Origin of the sequence: Pigmentiphaga daeguensis (genome assembly GCF_039523035.1) — a bacterium.
GTDB classification, from domain to species: Bacteria; Pseudomonadota; Gammaproteobacteria; order Burkholderiales; family Burkholderiaceae_B; genus Pigmentiphaga; species Pigmentiphaga daeguensis.
In genome coordinates this window covers 151,927-168,130 of sequence record NZ_BAAAEN010000010.1, presented here as the reverse complement: position 1 = coordinate 168,130, position 16,204 = coordinate 151,927, and the positions used below count along the sequence as shown (strand labels likewise).

Annotated in this window: 15 protein-coding genes; 3 read left to right on the top strand and 12 right to left on the bottom strand. The window is 69.3% G+C overall.

The window, feature by feature from the left end; genetic code table 11:
- Positions 1–41: 41 nt before the first annotated feature.
- From ABD104_RS14760 to ABD104_RS14740, 5 genes are all read right to left on the bottom strand, one after another.
- Complete coding sequence (locus ABD104_RS14760) at positions 42–1,340, bottom strand: M24 family metallopeptidase (protein ID WP_343927732.1); 1,299 nt, start codon at positions 1,338–1,340, stop codon at positions 42–44.
- A gap of 21 nt (positions 1,341–1,361) precedes the next feature.
- Positions 1,362–2,156, bottom strand: a complete 795-nt coding sequence (locus ABD104_RS14755; protein WP_343927731.1) for a zinc-binding dehydrogenase — start codon at positions 2,154–2,156, stop codon at positions 1,362–1,364.
- A 27-nt stretch (positions 2,157–2,183) separates the two neighbouring features.
- Positions 2,184–2,465 (bottom strand): alcohol dehydrogenase catalytic domain-containing protein, encoded by a 282-nt coding sequence (locus tag ABD104_RS14750; RefSeq protein WP_343927730.1) that lies wholly within the window; start codon positions 2,463–2,465, stop codon positions 2,184–2,186.
- Between the two features lie 30 nt (positions 2,466–2,495).
- Positions 2,496–3,476, bottom strand: coding sequence for a cupin domain-containing protein (locus ABD104_RS14745; protein ID WP_343927729.1), 981 nt, complete (start codon positions 3,474–3,476; stop codon positions 2,496–2,498).
- 259 nt (positions 3,477–3,735) lie between these two features.
- Complete coding sequence (locus ABD104_RS14740; RefSeq protein WP_343927728.1) at positions 3,736–4,986, bottom strand: LysR family transcriptional regulator; 1,251 nt, start codon at positions 4,984–4,986, stop codon at positions 3,736–3,738.
- A 281-nt stretch (positions 4,987–5,267) separates the two neighbouring features.
- Between ABD104_RS14740 and ABD104_RS14735 the strand changes: the two genes are divergently transcribed.
- The gene (locus tag ABD104_RS14735) at positions 5,268–6,272 is read left to right on the top strand and encodes a Bug family tripartite tricarboxylate transporter substrate binding protein (protein ID WP_343927727.1); all 1,005 of its coding nucleotides are present in this window, start codon (positions 5,268–5,270) and stop codon (positions 6,270–6,272) included.
- Between the two features lie 144 nt (positions 6,273–6,416).
- Positions 6,417–7,457: a porin gene (locus tag ABD104_RS14730; RefSeq protein ID WP_176400739.1), complete on the top strand. Its 1,041-nt coding sequence runs from the start codon at positions 6,417–6,419 to the stop codon at positions 7,455–7,457.
- 3 nt (positions 7,458–7,460) lie between these two features.
- On the opposite strand, the gene ABD104_RS14725 is transcribed toward ABD104_RS14730, so the two are convergent.
- From ABD104_RS14725 to ABD104_RS14710, 4 genes are all read right to left on the bottom strand, one after another.
- Positions 7,461–8,456, bottom strand: coding sequence for a Bug family tripartite tricarboxylate transporter substrate binding protein (locus ABD104_RS14725; protein WP_087839014.1), 996 nt, complete (start codon positions 8,454–8,456; stop codon positions 7,461–7,463).
- A gap of 61 nt (positions 8,457–8,517) precedes the next feature.
- Positions 8,518–9,516: a 2Fe-2S iron-sulfur cluster-binding protein gene (locus tag ABD104_RS14720; RefSeq protein WP_343927726.1), complete on the bottom strand. Its 999-nt coding sequence runs from the start codon at positions 9,514–9,516 to the stop codon at positions 8,518–8,520.
- Between the two features lie 11 nt (positions 9,517–9,527).
- Positions 9,528–10,025: an aromatic-ring-hydroxylating dioxygenase subunit beta gene (locus ABD104_RS14715; protein WP_176400740.1), complete on the bottom strand. Its 498-nt coding sequence runs from the start codon at positions 10,023–10,025 to the stop codon at positions 9,528–9,530.
- Positions 10,025–11,368, bottom strand: a complete 1,344-nt coding sequence (locus ABD104_RS14710; protein WP_087839017.1) for an aromatic ring-hydroxylating oxygenase subunit alpha — start codon at positions 11,366–11,368, stop codon at positions 10,025–10,027. Before ABD104_RS14710 ends, ABD104_RS14715 begins: the two co-directional genes overlap by 1 nt.
- Before the next feature lie 103 nt (positions 11,369–11,471).
- On the opposite strand from ABD104_RS14710, the gene ABD104_RS14705 reads away from it, so the two are divergent.
- On the top strand, positions 11,472–12,437 hold the full coding sequence (locus ABD104_RS14705; protein ID WP_176400741.1) for a LysR family transcriptional regulator: 966 nt from the start codon (positions 11,472–11,474) through the stop codon (positions 12,435–12,437).
- Here ABD104_RS14705 and ABD104_RS14700 read toward each other — a convergent pair.
- Genes ABD104_RS14700 through ABD104_RS14690 form a run of 3 tightly spaced genes read right to left on the bottom strand, consistent with a single transcriptional unit; the run spans position 12,426 to position 16,175 of the window.
- Entirely contained in the window at positions 12,426–14,648 is a 2,223-nt protein-coding gene (locus tag ABD104_RS14700) for a xanthine dehydrogenase family protein molybdopterin-binding subunit (RefSeq protein ID WP_343927725.1), read from the bottom strand. The two genes, ABD104_RS14705 and ABD104_RS14700, sit on opposite strands and share 12 nt — an antisense overlap.
- A gap of 11 nt (positions 14,649–14,659) precedes the next feature.
- On the bottom strand, positions 14,660–15,661 hold the full coding sequence (locus tag ABD104_RS14695; RefSeq protein WP_087839020.1) for an FAD binding domain-containing protein: 1,002 nt from the start codon (positions 15,659–15,661) through the stop codon (positions 14,660–14,662).
- 10 nt (positions 15,662–15,671) lie between these two features.
- Positions 15,672–16,175, bottom strand: coding sequence for a (2Fe-2S)-binding protein (locus ABD104_RS14690; protein WP_243724602.1), 504 nt, complete (start codon positions 16,173–16,175; stop codon positions 15,672–15,674).
- Between the last annotated feature and the right edge of the window lie 29 nt (positions 16,176–16,204).

Here is a 16,204-nt window from a genome sequence, read left to right as displayed (position 1 = left end):
GCTGGGAATCTCGAACAGGAAGTAGCCGATGAAGAAGATGCCTACGCCCCCCCGCTCAGCACCGTGACGTCGGTGGGCCAGTCGGTGAACGACCCGGGTTCCGAGACCTGTACGCCGTGGGGCATCCTGCCCATGCGCCGCGCGCCGCGCGCCGTGACACGCACGGTGTCGCCCCAGGCGAACTGGAACACGCCGTCGGCGGTCGAGATCGCCGGCTTGCAGATATAGACGCCGTCCTCGGGGAACACCGCCTCCATGGCGCGTTCGGTCGCGCCGTAGAAGGGATCGCCGCCGAGCTTGGTCAGCACCAGCGGCCGGTCGTCGCCCAATCCCCGTCCGTGCAGGATAAGCGAGGCCTTCAGCCCGGCCAGCGGGCCGCTGCGCGGCGCGATGCGGCGCGTGATGTCCACCGTCGCGGCGATCGCCTCGCGTACGGTGGCACCGGCGCGCAGCACCTCGAGCAGTTCGGCGTACATGTCGCCATGGATGACCGACAGGTCGCGGATGACGGGCGGACAGCGGTTCACCGCCACCACGGGCAGGCGCTGGGCGCGGTAGCCGATGACCGAGGCCTCGATCTCGCCCAGGATCAGGTCGCCCTCGCGCAGCGGCCGGGCGGTGGGCCGCGTGAGCGTGCGGCCGGGATTATCGCCGCTGATCCAGTTGAAATGAACCGACAGTTCCGAGCCGCGCCGAAACATGGCGTGCATGGTCTCGGCCCAGACGACATAGTCCGGCACCCCAGGCTGCGCCGCGGCCAGTTGCGCCTCCAGCGCGCGCTCGACCAGGTCGATGGAGCATTGCAGGACGTCGATCTCTTCCTGGCTCTTGACCTCGCGCACGTCCTGCATCAGTTCGCCTGCCTCGACGAAGCTCGCGTTCGGCACCGCGCGGACCAGCGCCTCATAGGTGCCGTGCATGATGGTGCCTTCGGGGGTGCGAGTCCCACCGACCAGCCCGCTGATGCCAATGCGCTGCCCGTCCAGCCCCAGTTCCCGCAGCCGCTCGCCCATGGCGGCGCCGAACTGCCGGTTGACGGTGCGCACGTCCGCCACCCAGTCCTGTACCAGCGGCCCCCACCGCTCCTGCGCGGAGGTTGCGACGACGGTGACCTCGCCTTCCAGCGGGAAGACCACGCCTATGGACGTGTCGGCTCCGCCCCCGCAATGGGACAGATAGCGGGCATCGGCCTGCCAGTCGGTGGAGTTGCCCGGATTCGGCGGGGCAATGATGGCGGCAAGGTTTTCCTCGGCCATGCGCTGGCGTACCGCCTTCCAACGGCGGTCGCGTTCGGCCAGAGAAAAGCGGCGGTAGGGGTGCATCGTCGGTGTATCGGTCATGACGGTCGAAGGAAAAAGGGGTCACGCGGCATCCGGATGCACGATGGCCATCCAGATCGGTTCCTTGCGGCTGCCGGTGACCACCATGGCCTCGGCCAGCCGCGACAACGGGAAGCGGTGAGTGATGAGATCGTCGGCGGTGACCTGCCCCGAGGCCAGCAGGTTCAGCACCAGGTCCGTGTCCTTCTTCGTGCAGGAACGCGTGCCGACGAAGCGCCAGCAGTGATGCATCATGTCCCGGATCGAGAAGGGCAGCATCGACGTGTTGCCACCCATGTGGACCAGGGCGCCGCCCGTGCCCAGGGCCGCCATGGCCTGCGCGCTGCCCGGGCCCGAGGGAAAGAAATCCAGCACCGCGTCCGCCCCCTGGGGCAGCAGTTCGACCAGGCGCCGCGTCAGGCTCCCGTCCTCTTCCCAGCCCGGCAGATCCTCCAGGGCCACCGTTTTCACGGGCAGGCCGCCGGCCAACGGCCGCAGGGCCTCCAGGCGCGAGTCGGAGCGCCCGACCAGCACCAGTTCCCGCGCGCCGAAGAAACGGGCGAACTTGATCGAGGCCGTGCCCATGGTGCCGGTGGCCGCAGTGATGACCAGCCGGCCGGAGGCCGGCATGCCGGTCTGCCGCAGCGCGCGCACGGCATTGCCCAGGTCGTGCAGCTTGGCGCCCACGTCGAAGCTGACGTTGTCCGGCAGCGGATCGACGTGGCTGGCGGGCACGCGCACGTATTCCGCCAGGCCGCCGTCGTGGTAGCGCTCGTACAGCGGCATGGGGCCGGTGCCGAAGGCCGCGTGGCCGATCATCGCGGTGGACGGGCACATGGGCTCGCGCCCGCTCAGGCAGTATTCTCAGCGTCCGCAGGTCAGATTGGGCGAGACGCGCACGCGCCGGCCGGCCAGGGCCGGATCGACGCCGGCGCCGGTCTCGGCCACCGTGCCGGCGATTTCATGGCCGAGCGTGGTCGGCAGGTGGCGAAAGCGCCCCTTGGCCAGCAGCTTGGTGATGCCCGGCGCGATGCCCGCGCTGGCCACCCGCACCAGCACCTCGCCCGCTTCCGGCACGGGCACGTCCACCGTTTCCAGCTTGAGTTCGCCCGATGCATGGGCGCGGGCGGCGATCATCTGCTTCATGTTTCCCTGTCCTGTCGTTCTTCTTGCGGCTTAGCGCGCGCGCAGCCGTTCCACCGCCGCGGCATCGAGCCTGCCGCCTTGCTTGGTGCCCTGGGCCGATTGCGGGATCTCGTGGCGGGATGCCAGCATCAGGTACTCGACGGGTTCGTGGTGGATGCTGGTGAAGGCCACGCCCTGCGGGATGCGCACGAAGTCGCCGGGCTCGATCTCCAGGCAGCCGCGCTGCGTGACCAGCGTGCGGCGCCCGCTCACCTGGTACTGCACTTCGTCGGCGTTCAGGTGGCGCTGGTAGACGCGGCCGTCACTGGCCGGGCGGCGCGTGCGGCCTATCCAGACGTGGGTCGAGCGGTAGATCCAGCAGGCCCCCGCCGCCTCGTCACCGGGGTCGAGCACGGCCAGCCGGCGCGGATCGTTCAGGGCGTGGTCCAGCAGCAGGCGTTCGTCGGCCGGCGCGAGCACCAGGCACTGCCCTGGGCCCGCCAGGTCCTTGGACACCATCTCGTTGACCACCGCAGGCTGCCATTCGGGAAACGGCGTCTGGCGATGTTCCGAGGTCCGGCGCGCGGGCAGCAGTTCGGCCGCCGGGTCCGACACGTACAACAGCAGGTGGATGTCCTGCCTGCCGTAGTTGTCGTGCGCCACGCCGTTGGGCAGCCGCACGAACTCGCCCGGCACCAGGTCGACCGAACCCAGCTCGGTCATCAGCAGGCGCTGGCCGTCCACCTGGTAGGAAATCTCGTCCGCGCCGGTATTGCGGTGATAGAAGCGCTGCCGCCCGTGCGCCATGGAGTGGCGTTCGATGCGCAGGTAAGGGCTTTCGTAGACGTTGCGTTGAGGCCCCTTCTGCTCGGAGTAGCGCGGCGCATAGTGGATGGCCTCGATGGGCGGCGGCTCCGGCGCCTTCACCGTGGACGGCACGGGGTCGTCCAGCAGCAGCGCCTCGCGCCGCGTCAGTATCACGGGCGGCGTGTCGAACGGAAAGATGTCGAGATGTTCCTGGACGGTGCTCATGCTTGGTCTCGCGTGGTCGATGGGATGGCCGTGGCCTCCGGTGCGCGCATCATGGCGGCAAGCGGTGGGAAAGACAAGACGACGATAAGTTTTTTCGGCAGGGCGGAAATGCGGTTTCTGGACTGAATCCGAGGGCTCGAAAACCCCGATTCTCCAGCGGCCGGGCGGAGCCCGGCGAACAGGTTTGGCAGACCCATGCCGATAAATAAAATAGATGCCATGGCGGGCCAGATTGATCGGCTGGACCGGCCGATCCGACTCAGGTGGCCGCGGCGGCCATCTCGGCGACGACGCCTCGTATCGCTTCGATCAGCGTCCGCGCCGCCGGAGACGGCTCTCCCGTGGTGCGCAGGGTCAGGCCGATGTCCCGTTCCGTGCCCGGCAGGGCGATGTCCAGCACCGCCAGGCTGCCTGTCTGGCACTCGTAGTGCAGCTGTTGGGCCGGCAGGATCGCCAGCATGTCCGTGCGCAGCAGCAACCCCCGGATCATCGCGAGATCGGCGGTCTCCACCGCGGGCTCGGGCGTGCGCACCCGCGCCCGCGCAAAGACGTCGTCCAGTATCGTGCGGGCGGGTGTGTGGGCGCGGGGCAGTATCCATTGCTGCCGGCCCAGCCGGGCCAGGGCCAGCCCCCTGCTGGCGGCCAGCGGATGGTCGCTGCGCGCCAGCACCACCATGGCCTCGGACATCAGCCTTTCGCTGCGGAACCCACTGGCCATGTCGGCGGCCCTCAGGCCGCCAAAGATGAAATCGACGTCGCCGGCGCGCAGGTCCGCGGCCAGGATCTCGTAGGCGCTTTCGTCGGTCACCACGCGCACGCCGGGGTGGGAACGGCTGACCCGGGCCACGGCCTCGGGCAGGATACGGGTGCGCGCGAAGGGCAGCCCGCCGACCACCACCTGGCCGCGTATGCTGCCCTTCACCGCGGCGATGTCGTCGGGAATGTGGCGCAGTTCGTTCAACGCCCGGCGCACCTGCAGCACGAACTGTTCCCCCGCCTCGGTCGGCTGCAGGCCGCTGGTCGTGCGATCGAACAGCGGGAAGCCCGCCCCGCTTTCCAGGATGCGTATGGCCGCGCTGACCGCTGGCTGGCTGATGCCCAGGGCATGCGCGGCGGTGGGCATGTGGCGATGCCGGGCCAGCGCCACCAGCAGTTGCAGGCGGCGCGTGTTGAGCAAGTAGCTCGGCACCGTCGGTACCACGGCCGTGCGGGCGCGCGGTTGCCCTGCCGCGCACCACGACGCCAGGTCCTCCAGTTCGCCGAACACCCGCGCGTTGCGGTCGAGCACCGCCCGTCCGACCGCGGTGGGAACCATGCCCGTGGCGCGCCGCTCCAGCAGGGGCTCACCCAGTGCCTGCTCGATCTCGCGTATGGACCGGGTGACGGCCGACTGCGCGCGGAATAGGGCCGCCGCCGCGCGGGTAGCGCTGCCGTGCTGGGCCACAGCGGCCAGTACCCGTAAATGGGCCAGGCTGGGCAGGGAAGCGAGACGCTTTGGGGAAGTAGCCACGTTGCGGGTCCGGAAAAGATCCAGGTTGGGGCACGGCGCGCCGCACCGGCATACAAGCTTGTTCAAATGCCATCTTATTTTTTTATCGGCATTATGGCAGCCGCATGGATAATTTCTCCTCCTGACGCCTCGCCTGCTGGCGTCTCCTGGCACACTGCGGCCCCTGAAAGGCGATCGGATTGCCTTATGCCGGGCGCCCAATCTGTCTCAGAATGCGAGAACGCGCTTTGACGGCGCCGCGGCGGGTTGCGGACCATGGCCGCCAGGATCGAGGAGACGACATGAAATCCATCCCCAACATTTCCGTCGTGGCGGCGCGCCACGGCCTTCGCGCCCTGCACGTACTGGCGGCGGCCGTCCCCTTGGCCTGCGCCGTGGCGCAGCCCTCGGGCTTTCCGAACGGTCCGGTCAGGATCGTCGTGCCGGGCCCTGCCGGCAGCTCCATGGACCAGTCTGCGCGCACGTTGTCCGAACCCCTGAGCAAGGCCTGGGGCGTACCGGTCGTGGTGGAGAACCGACCCGGGGCCGGCACCACCATAGGCAGCGACGCCGTCGCGCGAGCCGCCCCGGACGGCCACACGCTGCTTTTCACCTCGACCGCGTTCGTGCAGGCACCCTCGCTCTACCGCAACCTGACCTACGATCCCATCAGCAGCTTCGTGCCCGTGGCCCAGGCCGCGGACGCACCGCTATGGCTGGCTGTGAACGCCGGCATCCCGGCCAGGACCGTGCGCGAATTCATCGCCCTGGCCAAGGCGGCGCCCGGCAAGTACACCTATGCCTCGCCCGGCGCCGGCACGACGCCCCACCTGCTGGGTGGCCTGCTGGCCAAGGAAGGCGGCGCCGACATGCTGCATGTGCCCTACAAAGGCACGCCGCCCGCCGTCATGGACGTGGTGGGCGGTCGTGTCTCGGCCGTCTTCGCCAGTTACTCCACGCTGGCCCCGCAGGTCGAGGCGGGCAAGCTGCGCGTGCTGGCCAGTACCGGACCCACGCGTTCTGCGCTGACGCCCAACGTGCCAACCATGAAAGAGGCGGGTTTCTCGAACTTCGACCTCGTGGGCTTCGAGGGCCTGCTGGCCCCGGCGGGAACGCCGGGGCCGGTCGTCCACGCCATCGCCCGCGCGGTGGCGCAGGTCGGCGCAACGCCCGACGTGAAGACCAAGTACGCCTCCGTCGGCCTGGTCCCGGTAGAAAGCTCGCCCGAGGCCTTCTCGCAACTGGTCCGCAACCAGCTCCAGGCCTGGAAGGCCATCATCGCCAACGCCGGCCTGCAGCCAGAATAACCAGCCTTCCCTCTGGCACGACCGCATCGCGCGCCGTCCCGACGGACGGCGCCGGCCCGCTTTGCGTCCGCGCAGCCCGGGCCCGCCCTCATGCGCCCACGCTTCCCACAACGAGCCAGCCACGACTGGCAACGGAGACACCCGATGAAGACACTCAAGCCCCTGCTGGCCATCGCCACCGCCGCGCTGGCGCCCGGTCTGGCCCACGCCCAGAGCAACGTCACCCTGTATGGCATCGTCGATGCCTCGATCGAGTACATCAAGTCCGGCGACAACAAGGCCACGCGGCTCCAGTCCGGCGGGCTGACGCAATCGCGCTGGGGCCTGCGCGGCACCGAGGACCTCGGCAACGGCAACCAGGCGCTGTTCGTGCTGGAAGGCCGCTTCAACGTCGACGACGGCACCCAGGTGGGCGGCCAGTTGTTCGGCGGCCGTTCGGTGGTGGGCCTGTCCGGCAAGTGGGGCACGCTCACGGCCGGCCGCGAGTACAGCCCCATCTACGACCTGAAGATCCGCTCGAACGCCTTCAACGTCGCGCCGTACAGCACCACGCAGGTGCTGATGACCGCCGGCGCCTCGCGCACCGACAATGCCGTCCGCTACGACAGTCCCGTCTGGAAGGGTCTGCGCGCAGGCCTGTTCTACAGCCTGGGGGCGGAAAGCACGGCCCAGGGCAAGATGGGCCGCCATACCGGCGTGGCCGGACAGTACCAGCAGGGTCCGCTGTATCTGGGCCTGGCCTGGAACCGCGTGGACGTGCTGAACGCCGGCGTGCACGCCACCAACGAATGGATGGCTGGCGGCAGCTACGCTTTGGGCCGCGCCAAGCTCTACCTGAGCTATTGGCAGTTCCGCACCGACAACGGCGCGGCCCCCGACGCCCGCGTCAGCCTGTGGACGCTGGGCGCGAGCTTCACCGTCACGCCCAACGGCCGCCTGCTGGGCAGCCTGGGCCTGCTCGACGCGTCGCGGCCGGCTGCCGCCTCGGGCAACGACGCGCGCCAGATCACGCTGGGCTACGAGTACGACATGTCCAAGCGGACGACGCTGTATGCCCAGTATTCGCATGTCACCAACAAGGCGGCCGCCAACTATCAGCTGAGCCGCTTCGCCAACAGCGGCGTGGGCACCGGCAACGTCTCGGACCCGACCGCCTTCCAGGTCGGCATGCGGCATTCGTTCTAGGCGCTAGCGCGTGATGCCCTTGCTCTCGATCAAGGCGCCCAGCATGTCGTAGTCCTTCCGGAGATTCCGCTTGAATTCCTCGGGCGAGGTCATGTAGGGCTCGGCCGACAGCTCCTTCAGGCGCGCACGCACGTCGGGCGCGTCGGCCGCCTTGGCGAAGGCCTGGTGGATACGGGCCACCAGCGCCGGCGGCGTGCCCGCCGGCACGAACAGGCCGGTCCATTGGTGCGGGTTGAACGTGGGATAGCCCGCCTCGGCGAAGGTGGGCACGTCCGGCAGCGCGTCCATGCGCTGGTCGCTGGTGACCGCCAGCGCGCGCACCTTGCCGCCCTGCGCCTGGGGCACCGCCAGGGTGGCCGAGATCAGCAGCGCCTGCACGTGCCCGCCGACCAGGTCGGTCATGGCGGGGCTGCCGCCCTTGTACGGCGCGTGCACCATGTCCATCCGGGTCATGTCCTTGAACACCTCGAAGAAGAGATGGTTGCTGGTTCCCGCGCCGGGGCTCGCATAGGAATACTTGCCCGGCGCGGCGGCGGCGAACGAGACGAGTTCCTTGACCGATTTCACCGGCAGGGAGGGATTGACCAGCATGACCAGGGGTATGCGAACCAGCTGGCTGACCGGCTGCAGGTCCCGGAACATGTCGTAGGACAGCCCCTTGTAGAGATGCGGATTGGCCGGCACGCCGTCGGCGGTCATCAGCAGGGTGTAGCCGTCCGGCTCGGCCCGCGCCACGGCGCCTTCGGCCACGGTGCCGCCGGCCGCGGGGCGGTTCTCGATGATGACCGGCTGGCCGAAGATCTCGGCCAGGCGCGGCTGGAAGGCACGGGCGATGATGTCGGTCAGCCCGCCGGGCGCGAAGGCCACGATGACGCGGATGGGCTTGGCGGGCCACGCTTCCTCTTTCGCGCCGGCGGCGGCGTGGGCGGACAGCAGGCTGCCGGCCACGAGCAGACAGGCGGCGCGCCGGGTACGGACGGACGGAATGGACTTGGGCATGCTTGTCTCCAGTAGGTATGGCACTGCGTGACACTGCGGTCACTTGCGATCCGGCCGGCGTTCAGGCCGAGGGAAGAAACTTCTCGGCCCGCACCCGGTGGCGGTCCACACCCCGCGCCGCCAGCCAGCCGGCGCAGGACTCGATCATGGGCGGCGGGCCGCACAGATAGACATCGGGCGCATCCCGCAGCATGTCGTCGTGCAGCAGTTGCGTGACGTGGCCGGTGGCGCCGGTCCATCCTTCGCTGGAGACCGCGATGCGCTCGATCTCGACAGGCAGGATGCCGGCCAGTCCGGCCAGTTGCTCGTGGGCGAAGAATTCCGCCGCCGCGTTGGCGCCGACCAGCAGCCGGATCGGCGGCGCCGCGCGCGGCGCGCGGGCCAGGTGGCCCAGCATGGACAGGAAGGGCGCCAGCCCCGTCCCGCCGGCGACCAGCAGCAGCGGGCGGCCATTCTCGCGCAGGTAGAAATGGCCGGACGGCGGCGTCAGCGTCAGTGCCTCGCCCACCTTGGCGCGCTGGGAGAGGTAGGCGCTCATGGCACCGTCCGGGACCAGCTTGTGGAAGAACTCCAGTTCGTCGCGCCCCGGCAGGTTCGCGAACGAATAGGCCCGCGACACGCCGGCGCCGGGCACCGACAGGTTGGCGTACTGGCCTGGCAGGAAATCCAGCGGACGGTCGGCATGCAGCCGCGTCCGCACGACCGTGGACGAGACGCGCTCGACCGCGGCCAGCCGCGCCGCGATGGCCGCCGGCGCATCGCCGGCCTGGAAACTGGAAGGATAGGGCAGCTCCACCACGCACGACGAACGCGGCAGCATCTTGCACAGCAGCGTCTGCCCCTGGTCGCGCTCGTCGCGCGACAAGGCTTCGTCGCTGTAGTCGTCCAGTTCGAACTCGCCCGCCGTGCACCAGGCCTTGCATTCGCCGCAGGCGCCTTCCAGGCAGTCGTGGGCCAGTTGTAGCGAGGCGCGATAGGCGGCCTGGTAGACCACCTCGCCGGGGCGGGCGGGAAACCGGACCGTCCGGCCGTCCTCGAAGATCGCGGTGATGTCATGCATGGGGCGCCCGCCTAGATGTGATAGACATCGACCGTGCCCTCGATCTTCTCGTCGATCATCACGATGCGCTTGCGGGCGATCTTCAGGCCGCCGTCCGTGCGCCGCAGCGTGTAGTCGTAGCGGCCGCCGCGCGTGGCCTGGCCGCGCGGCCCCACGCAATGCACCAGCCAGGACGCGCTGACCTCGACCTCGTCGCCGGACTGGCCGGTGATGAGGATGTTGCTCGTCTGGTGCGCGGTCCGGTCCAATGGCAGCGACGCGAACGAATCGCGGCTGCGGATCCGGAACACGCGCTCCTCCAGGCCCAACCGGGAATCCATGTGCATCAGGCACAACTGCGTGCGCGGGTCGGTGGTCAGGGTGTCCTCCGACAGCCAGGCGGGCACGAAATACTCCACGTCCGGCGCGAACAGGTCCAGCCAGGCGTCCCAGTTCTTCTCGTCCAGGTAGGTGGCCTCGCGGGCCAGCAACGTGGATACCTGCACGTGCAGGTCGGTATCGACGACCATCAGCCCCGCTCCTCGTTCATCACCCGCAGCCAGTGGCGGTAATAGCCCTGGTAGAAGACCTCGTGGTCCCAGTTGTCGGAGGCCGCGACCGCCTCGCAGCCTATGTCCATCAGCGGCCGGCATTGCGCGCCGGGCCGCATGGCCCGCTCCCCGCGGCCGTAGTCGTTCCACCGGCTCAGCCGGGCCTCGCCGCCAATGGCGGTGTCCTCCAGCGCGGCAATGTCGTCCGAGGTGGCCATGCCCGTGGGCAGGTAGAAGTCCACGAACTTGCGCAGCCGCGACGCCCGCGCCTCGGCGCTTTCGCCGCGCGGCGCGATGCACTGGATGCGCACCTCGGTACGGTCGGCCGACAGCGGACGCAGGATGCGGATCTGCGTGGAAGGCTGGTCGAACAGCAGCATGTTGGGGAACAGATAGAGATTGCGGCCCATGCCGACCATCCAGTCCACCTTGCGCTCGTCGAACTCGCCCAGCAGCCGCTCGCGGGCCTCGTACAGCGGCGCGGCCTCGGGCGTCGAGCGACGCGCCCAGATGCCGATGTGGCCGTTGCCGAAATCCGCGGTGCCCGATTCGACCCTGCCCACGATGCGGCCGGCCTCGGTCCGTTGCGTGCCGGCGCCGCCGCGCGCTTCCTCGCGCATCGCCATCGTGGCGGCGAAGACGCGGTGCACGGTGCTGACGTGATAGCCATCCACGCCGTTCTCGCCACCCATCTTCCAGTTGCCGCGGATGATGTAGGTGGAATCGCCCTCGACCACCTCCAGCCCCTCGGGCGATTGATCCACCATCAGGTCCATCCAGACCCGGGCCGGTCCCAGGTGATCGTGCAGTTCACCCACATCGGCGCACAGGCTGCCGAACACGAAGCCCCGGTAACTGTCGACCCGGGGCACCACCTTCAGCCCGAAGCCCTCGCGCAGGTTCTCGTCGCCCGCGTAGGCGCCGGTCTCCTGGTTCTTGATCTTGATGCAGCGCCCCGTCTCGGCATAGGTCCAGCCATGGAACCGGCAGGTGAAGCTCTTGGCCGACCCCTTGCGCAGCGGCGCGACCACGGTGCCCCGGTGCGCACAGGCATTGACGAAAGCGCCGATGCTGCCGTCCTTGCGGCGGTTGACCACCACGGGCTGGCGCCCCATGTATCGCGTCACGTAGTCGCCGTGCCGGGGCAGCTCGCTTTCATGGCACAGGTAGACCCAGCCGCCTTCGAAGATGCGGGCCATCTCGGCCTCGAACAGCGCCGGATCCCGGTAGATCCCGCGATCGACCAGGAACCTGCCGCCGTCCGCCTCGTCCAGCACATACCCGGAGAAAGCGGGCTTGCTGGTGGTTGTCGGTGTTGTCATCGTCTCGCTCCACTCGATGTGCAGCGAATCTTAGGTTTGGGGTAGATATATGTAAAATGAAATGATTGAATCTCACTCATTCTTCATGAGAATGACATTGGGCATGAACAAGCCGCTTTCGCGCAAGCTGGACCTGAACCTGCTGGACCTGTTCGATGCCATCTATCGCACGCGCAACCTCACGGCGGCGGGCAAGGCGCTGGGGCTGAGCCAGCCCGCGATGAGCCACGCGCTGGCCCGCCTGCGCGACATGTATGGCGATCCGCTGTTCGTGCGGCTGGCCAAGGGCGTCGAGCCCACTCCCTTCGCCGACGAACTGGTGGGCCCGGTGTCCCAGGCCTTGCAGATCCTGGCCCAGACGCTGGAGAAGGGTTCGTTCGTACCCGCGACCGCGCGACGCGTGTTCCGCCTGGCGATGACCGACATCGGCGAGCACACCTTCCTGCCCCGGCTGATCCGCCATCTCCAGCACCATGCGCCGCAGCTGTGCGTGGAGACCATCGCCACCAGCGCGAGCCCGGAGGAGCTGGCCCAGGAACTCTCGAAGGGGACCATCGACCTGGCGCTGGGCGCCATCAACCCCGACATCGCCGGCGTGCGCAGCCGGATCCTGTTCTCGGACGTCTATGCCTGCGTGGCGCGGCCATCCACGGTGCCGCGCGGCACGCTCAGCCTGGCCGAGTTCAAGCGGGCGCGACACGTGGTGCCGAACGTGGCGGGTACCAACCATTCGATACTGATCGACCGCATGCTGGTGGCCAACGGCATGAGCGACAGGGTGGTGGCGCGGGTGACGCACTTCCTGGCCATCGCCGAACTGGTGTCGGACACCGACGTGGTGGCCATCATGCCGCGCAACCTGGCGCTGTCGGTGGCCCGGCGCTGGGGCCTGTGCCACTTCGCTCCGCCGGTGCAGATGCCGGGCTACGACGTGATGGTGTACTGGCACAAGCGCCATGACCAGGAACCGGGCAACACCTGGCTGCGGCAGGTGATCGTGGAGCTGTTCCATGGCGGGCCGCATCCGGCCCGGACGAAGGCCAGGACACGGGGTGGGTCAATCCGCTGACCGCGCCTGCAGCAGCGTCTCGACCTTCACCGGCAGGTCCCGCACGCGCACGCCGGTGGCATGGTGGACAGCCGAGGTGATGGCAGCCGCCACCCCGGCCAGGCCGATCTCGCCGATGCCCCGCGCGCCCAGTTCGTTCAGCACGGTGTCCGGATGCTCGACGAAATGCACGTCGATGTCCGGCGCGTCGGCATGGGTGGCGACCATGTAGTCCGCGAGGTTGTTGTTGACGGGTGCGCCCTGGCGCGAATCGTAGGAAGTTTCTTCCAGCAGCGCCATGCCCACCCCCATCACGACGGCCCCCTCGATCTGGTTGCGGCCGGTGCGCGGATTGATGATGCGCCCGGCATCGATCACCGTCACGACGCGGGCCACGCGCAGCCGGGCGATGGCCGGCTCCCAGGTCACCTCGACGAAATGAGCGCCGAAGGAATGCATGGAATGGCGCTTGGCCCGGGGGTCGGCGTCGCTGCCCTCGGACTGGCCGTGGCCCTCGATCCGCTCGATGCCCGCCGCGCGCAGCACGTCCTGGAAAGGCACCCCGGACGATGGCGGGCGCCCCGCGCCATGCAGCCGGCCGCCGGTCAACCGCAAGTCGTCGGCGGCCACGCCGGCCAGTTGCGGCAGGCCGGCGCGCGCGGCGCAGGCGGCCAGCTGGCGGACCGCGTCGCGGGCGGCCGCCAGCACCGCGGGCACGAGCGAACCGGTGGCCATCGAGCCGCCGGAGGTGGGTCCCGGCGGCAGCGCCGTGTCTCCCAGCGCCACCTCGATGCGGTCGGGCGGCAGGCCCAGCACCGAGCCCGCCATCTGCGCCATCACGGTGTAGGTACCGGTGCCGATGTCCTGCGTGGCGCTGGCCACGCGCGCGGTACCGTCGGCCCGCAGCGCCACGCTGGCCTGTGCCTTCAGCCTGACCGCCATCCATGAACAGGCCGCCATGCCCCATCCCAGGACCAGGCCGTCGCGCCACATGGATCCGACGCGCGGATCGCGCCGTGCCCAGCCGAAGCGCTCCGCGCCTTGCAGCAGGCACTCGCGCAGGTGGCGGGACGAGAAGGGCAGGCCGGCCGCTTCGTCCTGCTCGGGTTCGTTGCGCAGCCGCAGTTCGACGGGGTCCATGCCCAGCTCGATGGCCAGCTCGTCCATGGCCGATTCGATCGCGTACAGGCCGGGAACGGCGCCCGGCCCGCGCATGGACGTAGTGGGCGCGATGTTCCGGCGCGCGGATCCGTAGGCGGCGCGCAGGTTGGGTGTGCTGTACAGGAAGCCGGTCGCCTCGCCGCAGTTTTCCTTGTGGTATTCATCCATCGCCACATGGAACAGGTAATCGTGCCGCAGCGAGGTCAGCTGGCCATCCCTGGTCGCGGACAGGCGCACGCGCTGGCTCGTGTTGGAGCGATGCCCGACGTTGTGGAACATCATCCGGCGGCTCAGCACCAGCTTGACCGGACTTCCCAGGTCGCGCGCCGCGGCCGCCGCCAGCAGCGAGTGTCCCCAGGGCCAGAGCTTGCTGCCGAAACCCGACCCTACGTGTTCGGTAACGACGCGGACGCTATCTTCCGGCACGTCCAGCATGCGCGCCATCGCCACGCGATGGTTCACGATGCCCTGCGAGCTTTCGTACAGCGTGAACGCGCGGCCGTCGTAGACCGCCACGGTGGCGTGCATCTCCAGGGGATTGTTGGTCTCGGGCGGCGTGGTGTAGGTATGGTCGATGCGGATCCCGGCTTGGGCGTATGCGCCCGGCGCATCGCCGCGCTCGGTATCCACCCGCGGTTCGTCATCGGGCGCCAGATCCATGGATACGTCCGGCGTCTGCGCGTCGTATTGCACGGCCACCGCCGCCGCCGCGGCCATCGCCTGCTCCAGCGTGTCGGCCACCACCAGCGCGACATACTGGCCGTAGTAGCGGATCTCGTCGTCCTCCATCGGCGGACGGTATTCGTCCAGCTTGGCCGCGCTCTCGTCCACGCGCGGAAAACGGCCGATGTTCTCGCGGGTGTAGACCTTGCGCACCCCGGGCATGCCGCGGGCGACGCCCGTCTCGATGCCCAGGATGCGCCCCTTTCCCACGGTGGCGCATACCGGTACGGCGTGCAGCATGCCGGGCAAGCCGTGGTCCGCCGCGTAGCGCGCGCGGCCCGTCACCTTGAGCGGCCCTTCCACGCGGATATGGCCGGCGCCGATGGAGGATTCGGTGTGCTGGGTCATTTCGCTCTCCGTCAGCCGGCCGCCGTCACGGTATCCAGGGCGTGGACCAGGCAGCGCCGCGCCAGCTCGATCTTGAACGCGTTCTGGCTTTGCGGCCGCGCCTCGCGCAGCAATTCCCGCGCCGCGGCATCGAATACCGCCGCCGAGGGCGCGCCGCCCGCCAGCAGGACTTCGGCCGGCGGCGAGCGCCAGGGCCGCGTGCCCACGCCGCCCATGGCGACCCGCGCGGCCTGGATGCTGCCGTTGGCCATGGTCACGACCACCGCGGCCGAGGCCAGGGCGAACTCATAGGACGCGCGATCCCGCAGCTTCAGGTAATGGGAGCGGGTGCCGGCTGGCAGCGCGGGCAGCGTCACGTGCGTGATCAGCTCGCCTTCCTCCAGCACCGTCTCGCGCTGCGGCGTATCGCCCGGCAGCACGAAGAAATCGTCGATGGCCACCGTGCGCGCGCCTCCGGGCCCCTGGATGTCTATCGTGGCGCCCAGCGCCATCAGTGCGACGTTCATGTCCGACGGATTGCTGGCGATGCATGCCTCGCTGGTCCCCAGCACCGCCAGGTTGCGGTTGTAGCCGCCGATGGCGGGACAGCCCGAACCAGGCTCGCGTTTGTTGCAGGGCATGGCCACGTCGCGGAAATACACGCAGCGGGTCCGCTGCAACAGGTTGCCGCCGGTCGTCGCCATGTTGCGCAACTGCGCCGAGGCTCCGGACAGCAGCGCCTGCGACAGCACCGGATAGCGTTCGCGGATCAACGGATCATGGGCCAGGTCCGAATTGCGCACCATCGCGCCTATGCGCACGCCGCCGCCGGGCGTGGCCTCGATGCGGTCGAGCGGCAGATGGCTGATATCGATCACCATGGCCGGCCGTTCCACGTCCAGCTTCATCAGGTCGATCAGCGTCGTGCCGCCCGCCAGGAACCGGACCGTCGAGCCTTGGCGGTCTTCGGCATAGGCGGCGGCACCCACCGCCTGGGCGACGTCTTCGGCTCGCCAGAGCTGGAATATTTCCATGGCCGCCCCGCTACGCGGTGCCGCGGCGCGCCTGCCGCACGGCCGCCAGGATGTTCTTGTATGCGCCGCAGCGGCAGAGGTTGCCGCTCATGGCCTCGCGGATATCGGCATCCGTCTCGCCGCAGGGTTCGGACAGCAGCGCCGCCGCCGACATGATCTGGCCCGCGGTGCAGTAGCCGCACTGGTAGGCATCCTGCTCCAGGAAGGCCGCCTGCACCGGATGCAGTCCGCCGTCCCGGGCCAGTCCTTCCACGGTGGTCACCTCGCGGCCGTCCAGCGTGGCCGCCAGCACCAGGCAGGCATTGACCCGCCGGCCATCCAGGTGGACGGTACAGGCGCCGCACTGCCCATGGTCGCAGCCCTTCTTGGTCCCGGTCAGGGCGAGGTGTTCGCGCAGGCAATCGAGCAGGGTGGTGCGAGGGTCCAGGCGCAACTCGTGGCGCACCCCGTTGACGGTCAGGCCCACTTTCGTGGACAGGAACATGGCGGGTTGCGAGGCGGGGGCAGGGCACATGGCGATCTCCGGAAGCCCCGGCGCCGCAG

Coding starts and splice junctions, on each gene's coding strand:
- ABD104_RS14760 (WP_343927732.1), bottom strand. CDS start 1,340: ATGACCGATACACCGACGATGCACCCCTACCGCCGCTTTTCTCTGGCC.
- ABD104_RS14755 (WP_343927731.1), bottom strand. CDS start 2,156: ATGTGCCCGTCCACCGCGATGATCGGCCACGCGGCCTTCGGCACCGGC.
- ABD104_RS14750 (WP_343927730.1), bottom strand. CDS start 2,465: ATGAAGCAGATGATCGCCGCCCGCGCCCATGCATCGGGCGAACTCAAG.
- ABD104_RS14745 (WP_343927729.1), bottom strand. CDS start 3,476: ATGAGCACCGTCCAGGAACATCTCGACATCTTTCCGTTCGACACGCCG.
- ABD104_RS14735 (WP_343927727.1), top strand. CDS start 5,268: ATGAAATCCATCCCCAACATTTCCGTCGTGGCGGCGCGCCACGGCCTT.
- ABD104_RS14730 (WP_176400739.1), top strand. CDS start 6,417: ATGAAGACACTCAAGCCCCTGCTGGCCATCGCCACCGCCGCGCTGGCG.
- ABD104_RS14725 (WP_087839014.1), bottom strand. CDS start 8,456: ATGCCCAAGTCCATTCCGTCCGTCCGTACCCGGCGCGCCGCCTGTCTG.
- ABD104_RS14720 (WP_343927726.1), bottom strand. CDS start 9,516: ATGCATGACATCACCGCGATCTTCGAGGACGGCCGGACGGTCCGGTTT.
- ABD104_RS14715 (WP_176400740.1), bottom strand. CDS start 10,025: ATGGTCGTCGATACCGACCTGCACGTGCAGGTATCCACGTTGCTGGCC.
- ABD104_RS14710 (WP_087839017.1), bottom strand. CDS start 11,368: ATGACAACACCGACAACCACCAGCAAGCCCGCTTTCTCCGGGTATGTG.
- ABD104_RS14705 (WP_176400741.1), top strand. CDS start 11,472: ATGAACAAGCCGCTTTCGCGCAAGCTGGACCTGAACCTGCTGGACCTG.
- ABD104_RS14700 (WP_343927725.1), bottom strand. CDS start 14,648: ATGACCCAGCACACCGAATCCTCCATCGGCGCCGGCCATATCCGCGTG.
- ABD104_RS14695 (WP_087839020.1), bottom strand. CDS start 15,661: ATGGAAATATTCCAGCTCTGGCGAGCCGAAGACGTCGCCCAGGCGGTG.
- ABD104_RS14690 (WP_243724602.1), bottom strand. CDS start 16,175: ATGTGCCCTGCCCCCGCCTCGCAACCCGCCATGTTCCTGTCCACGAAA.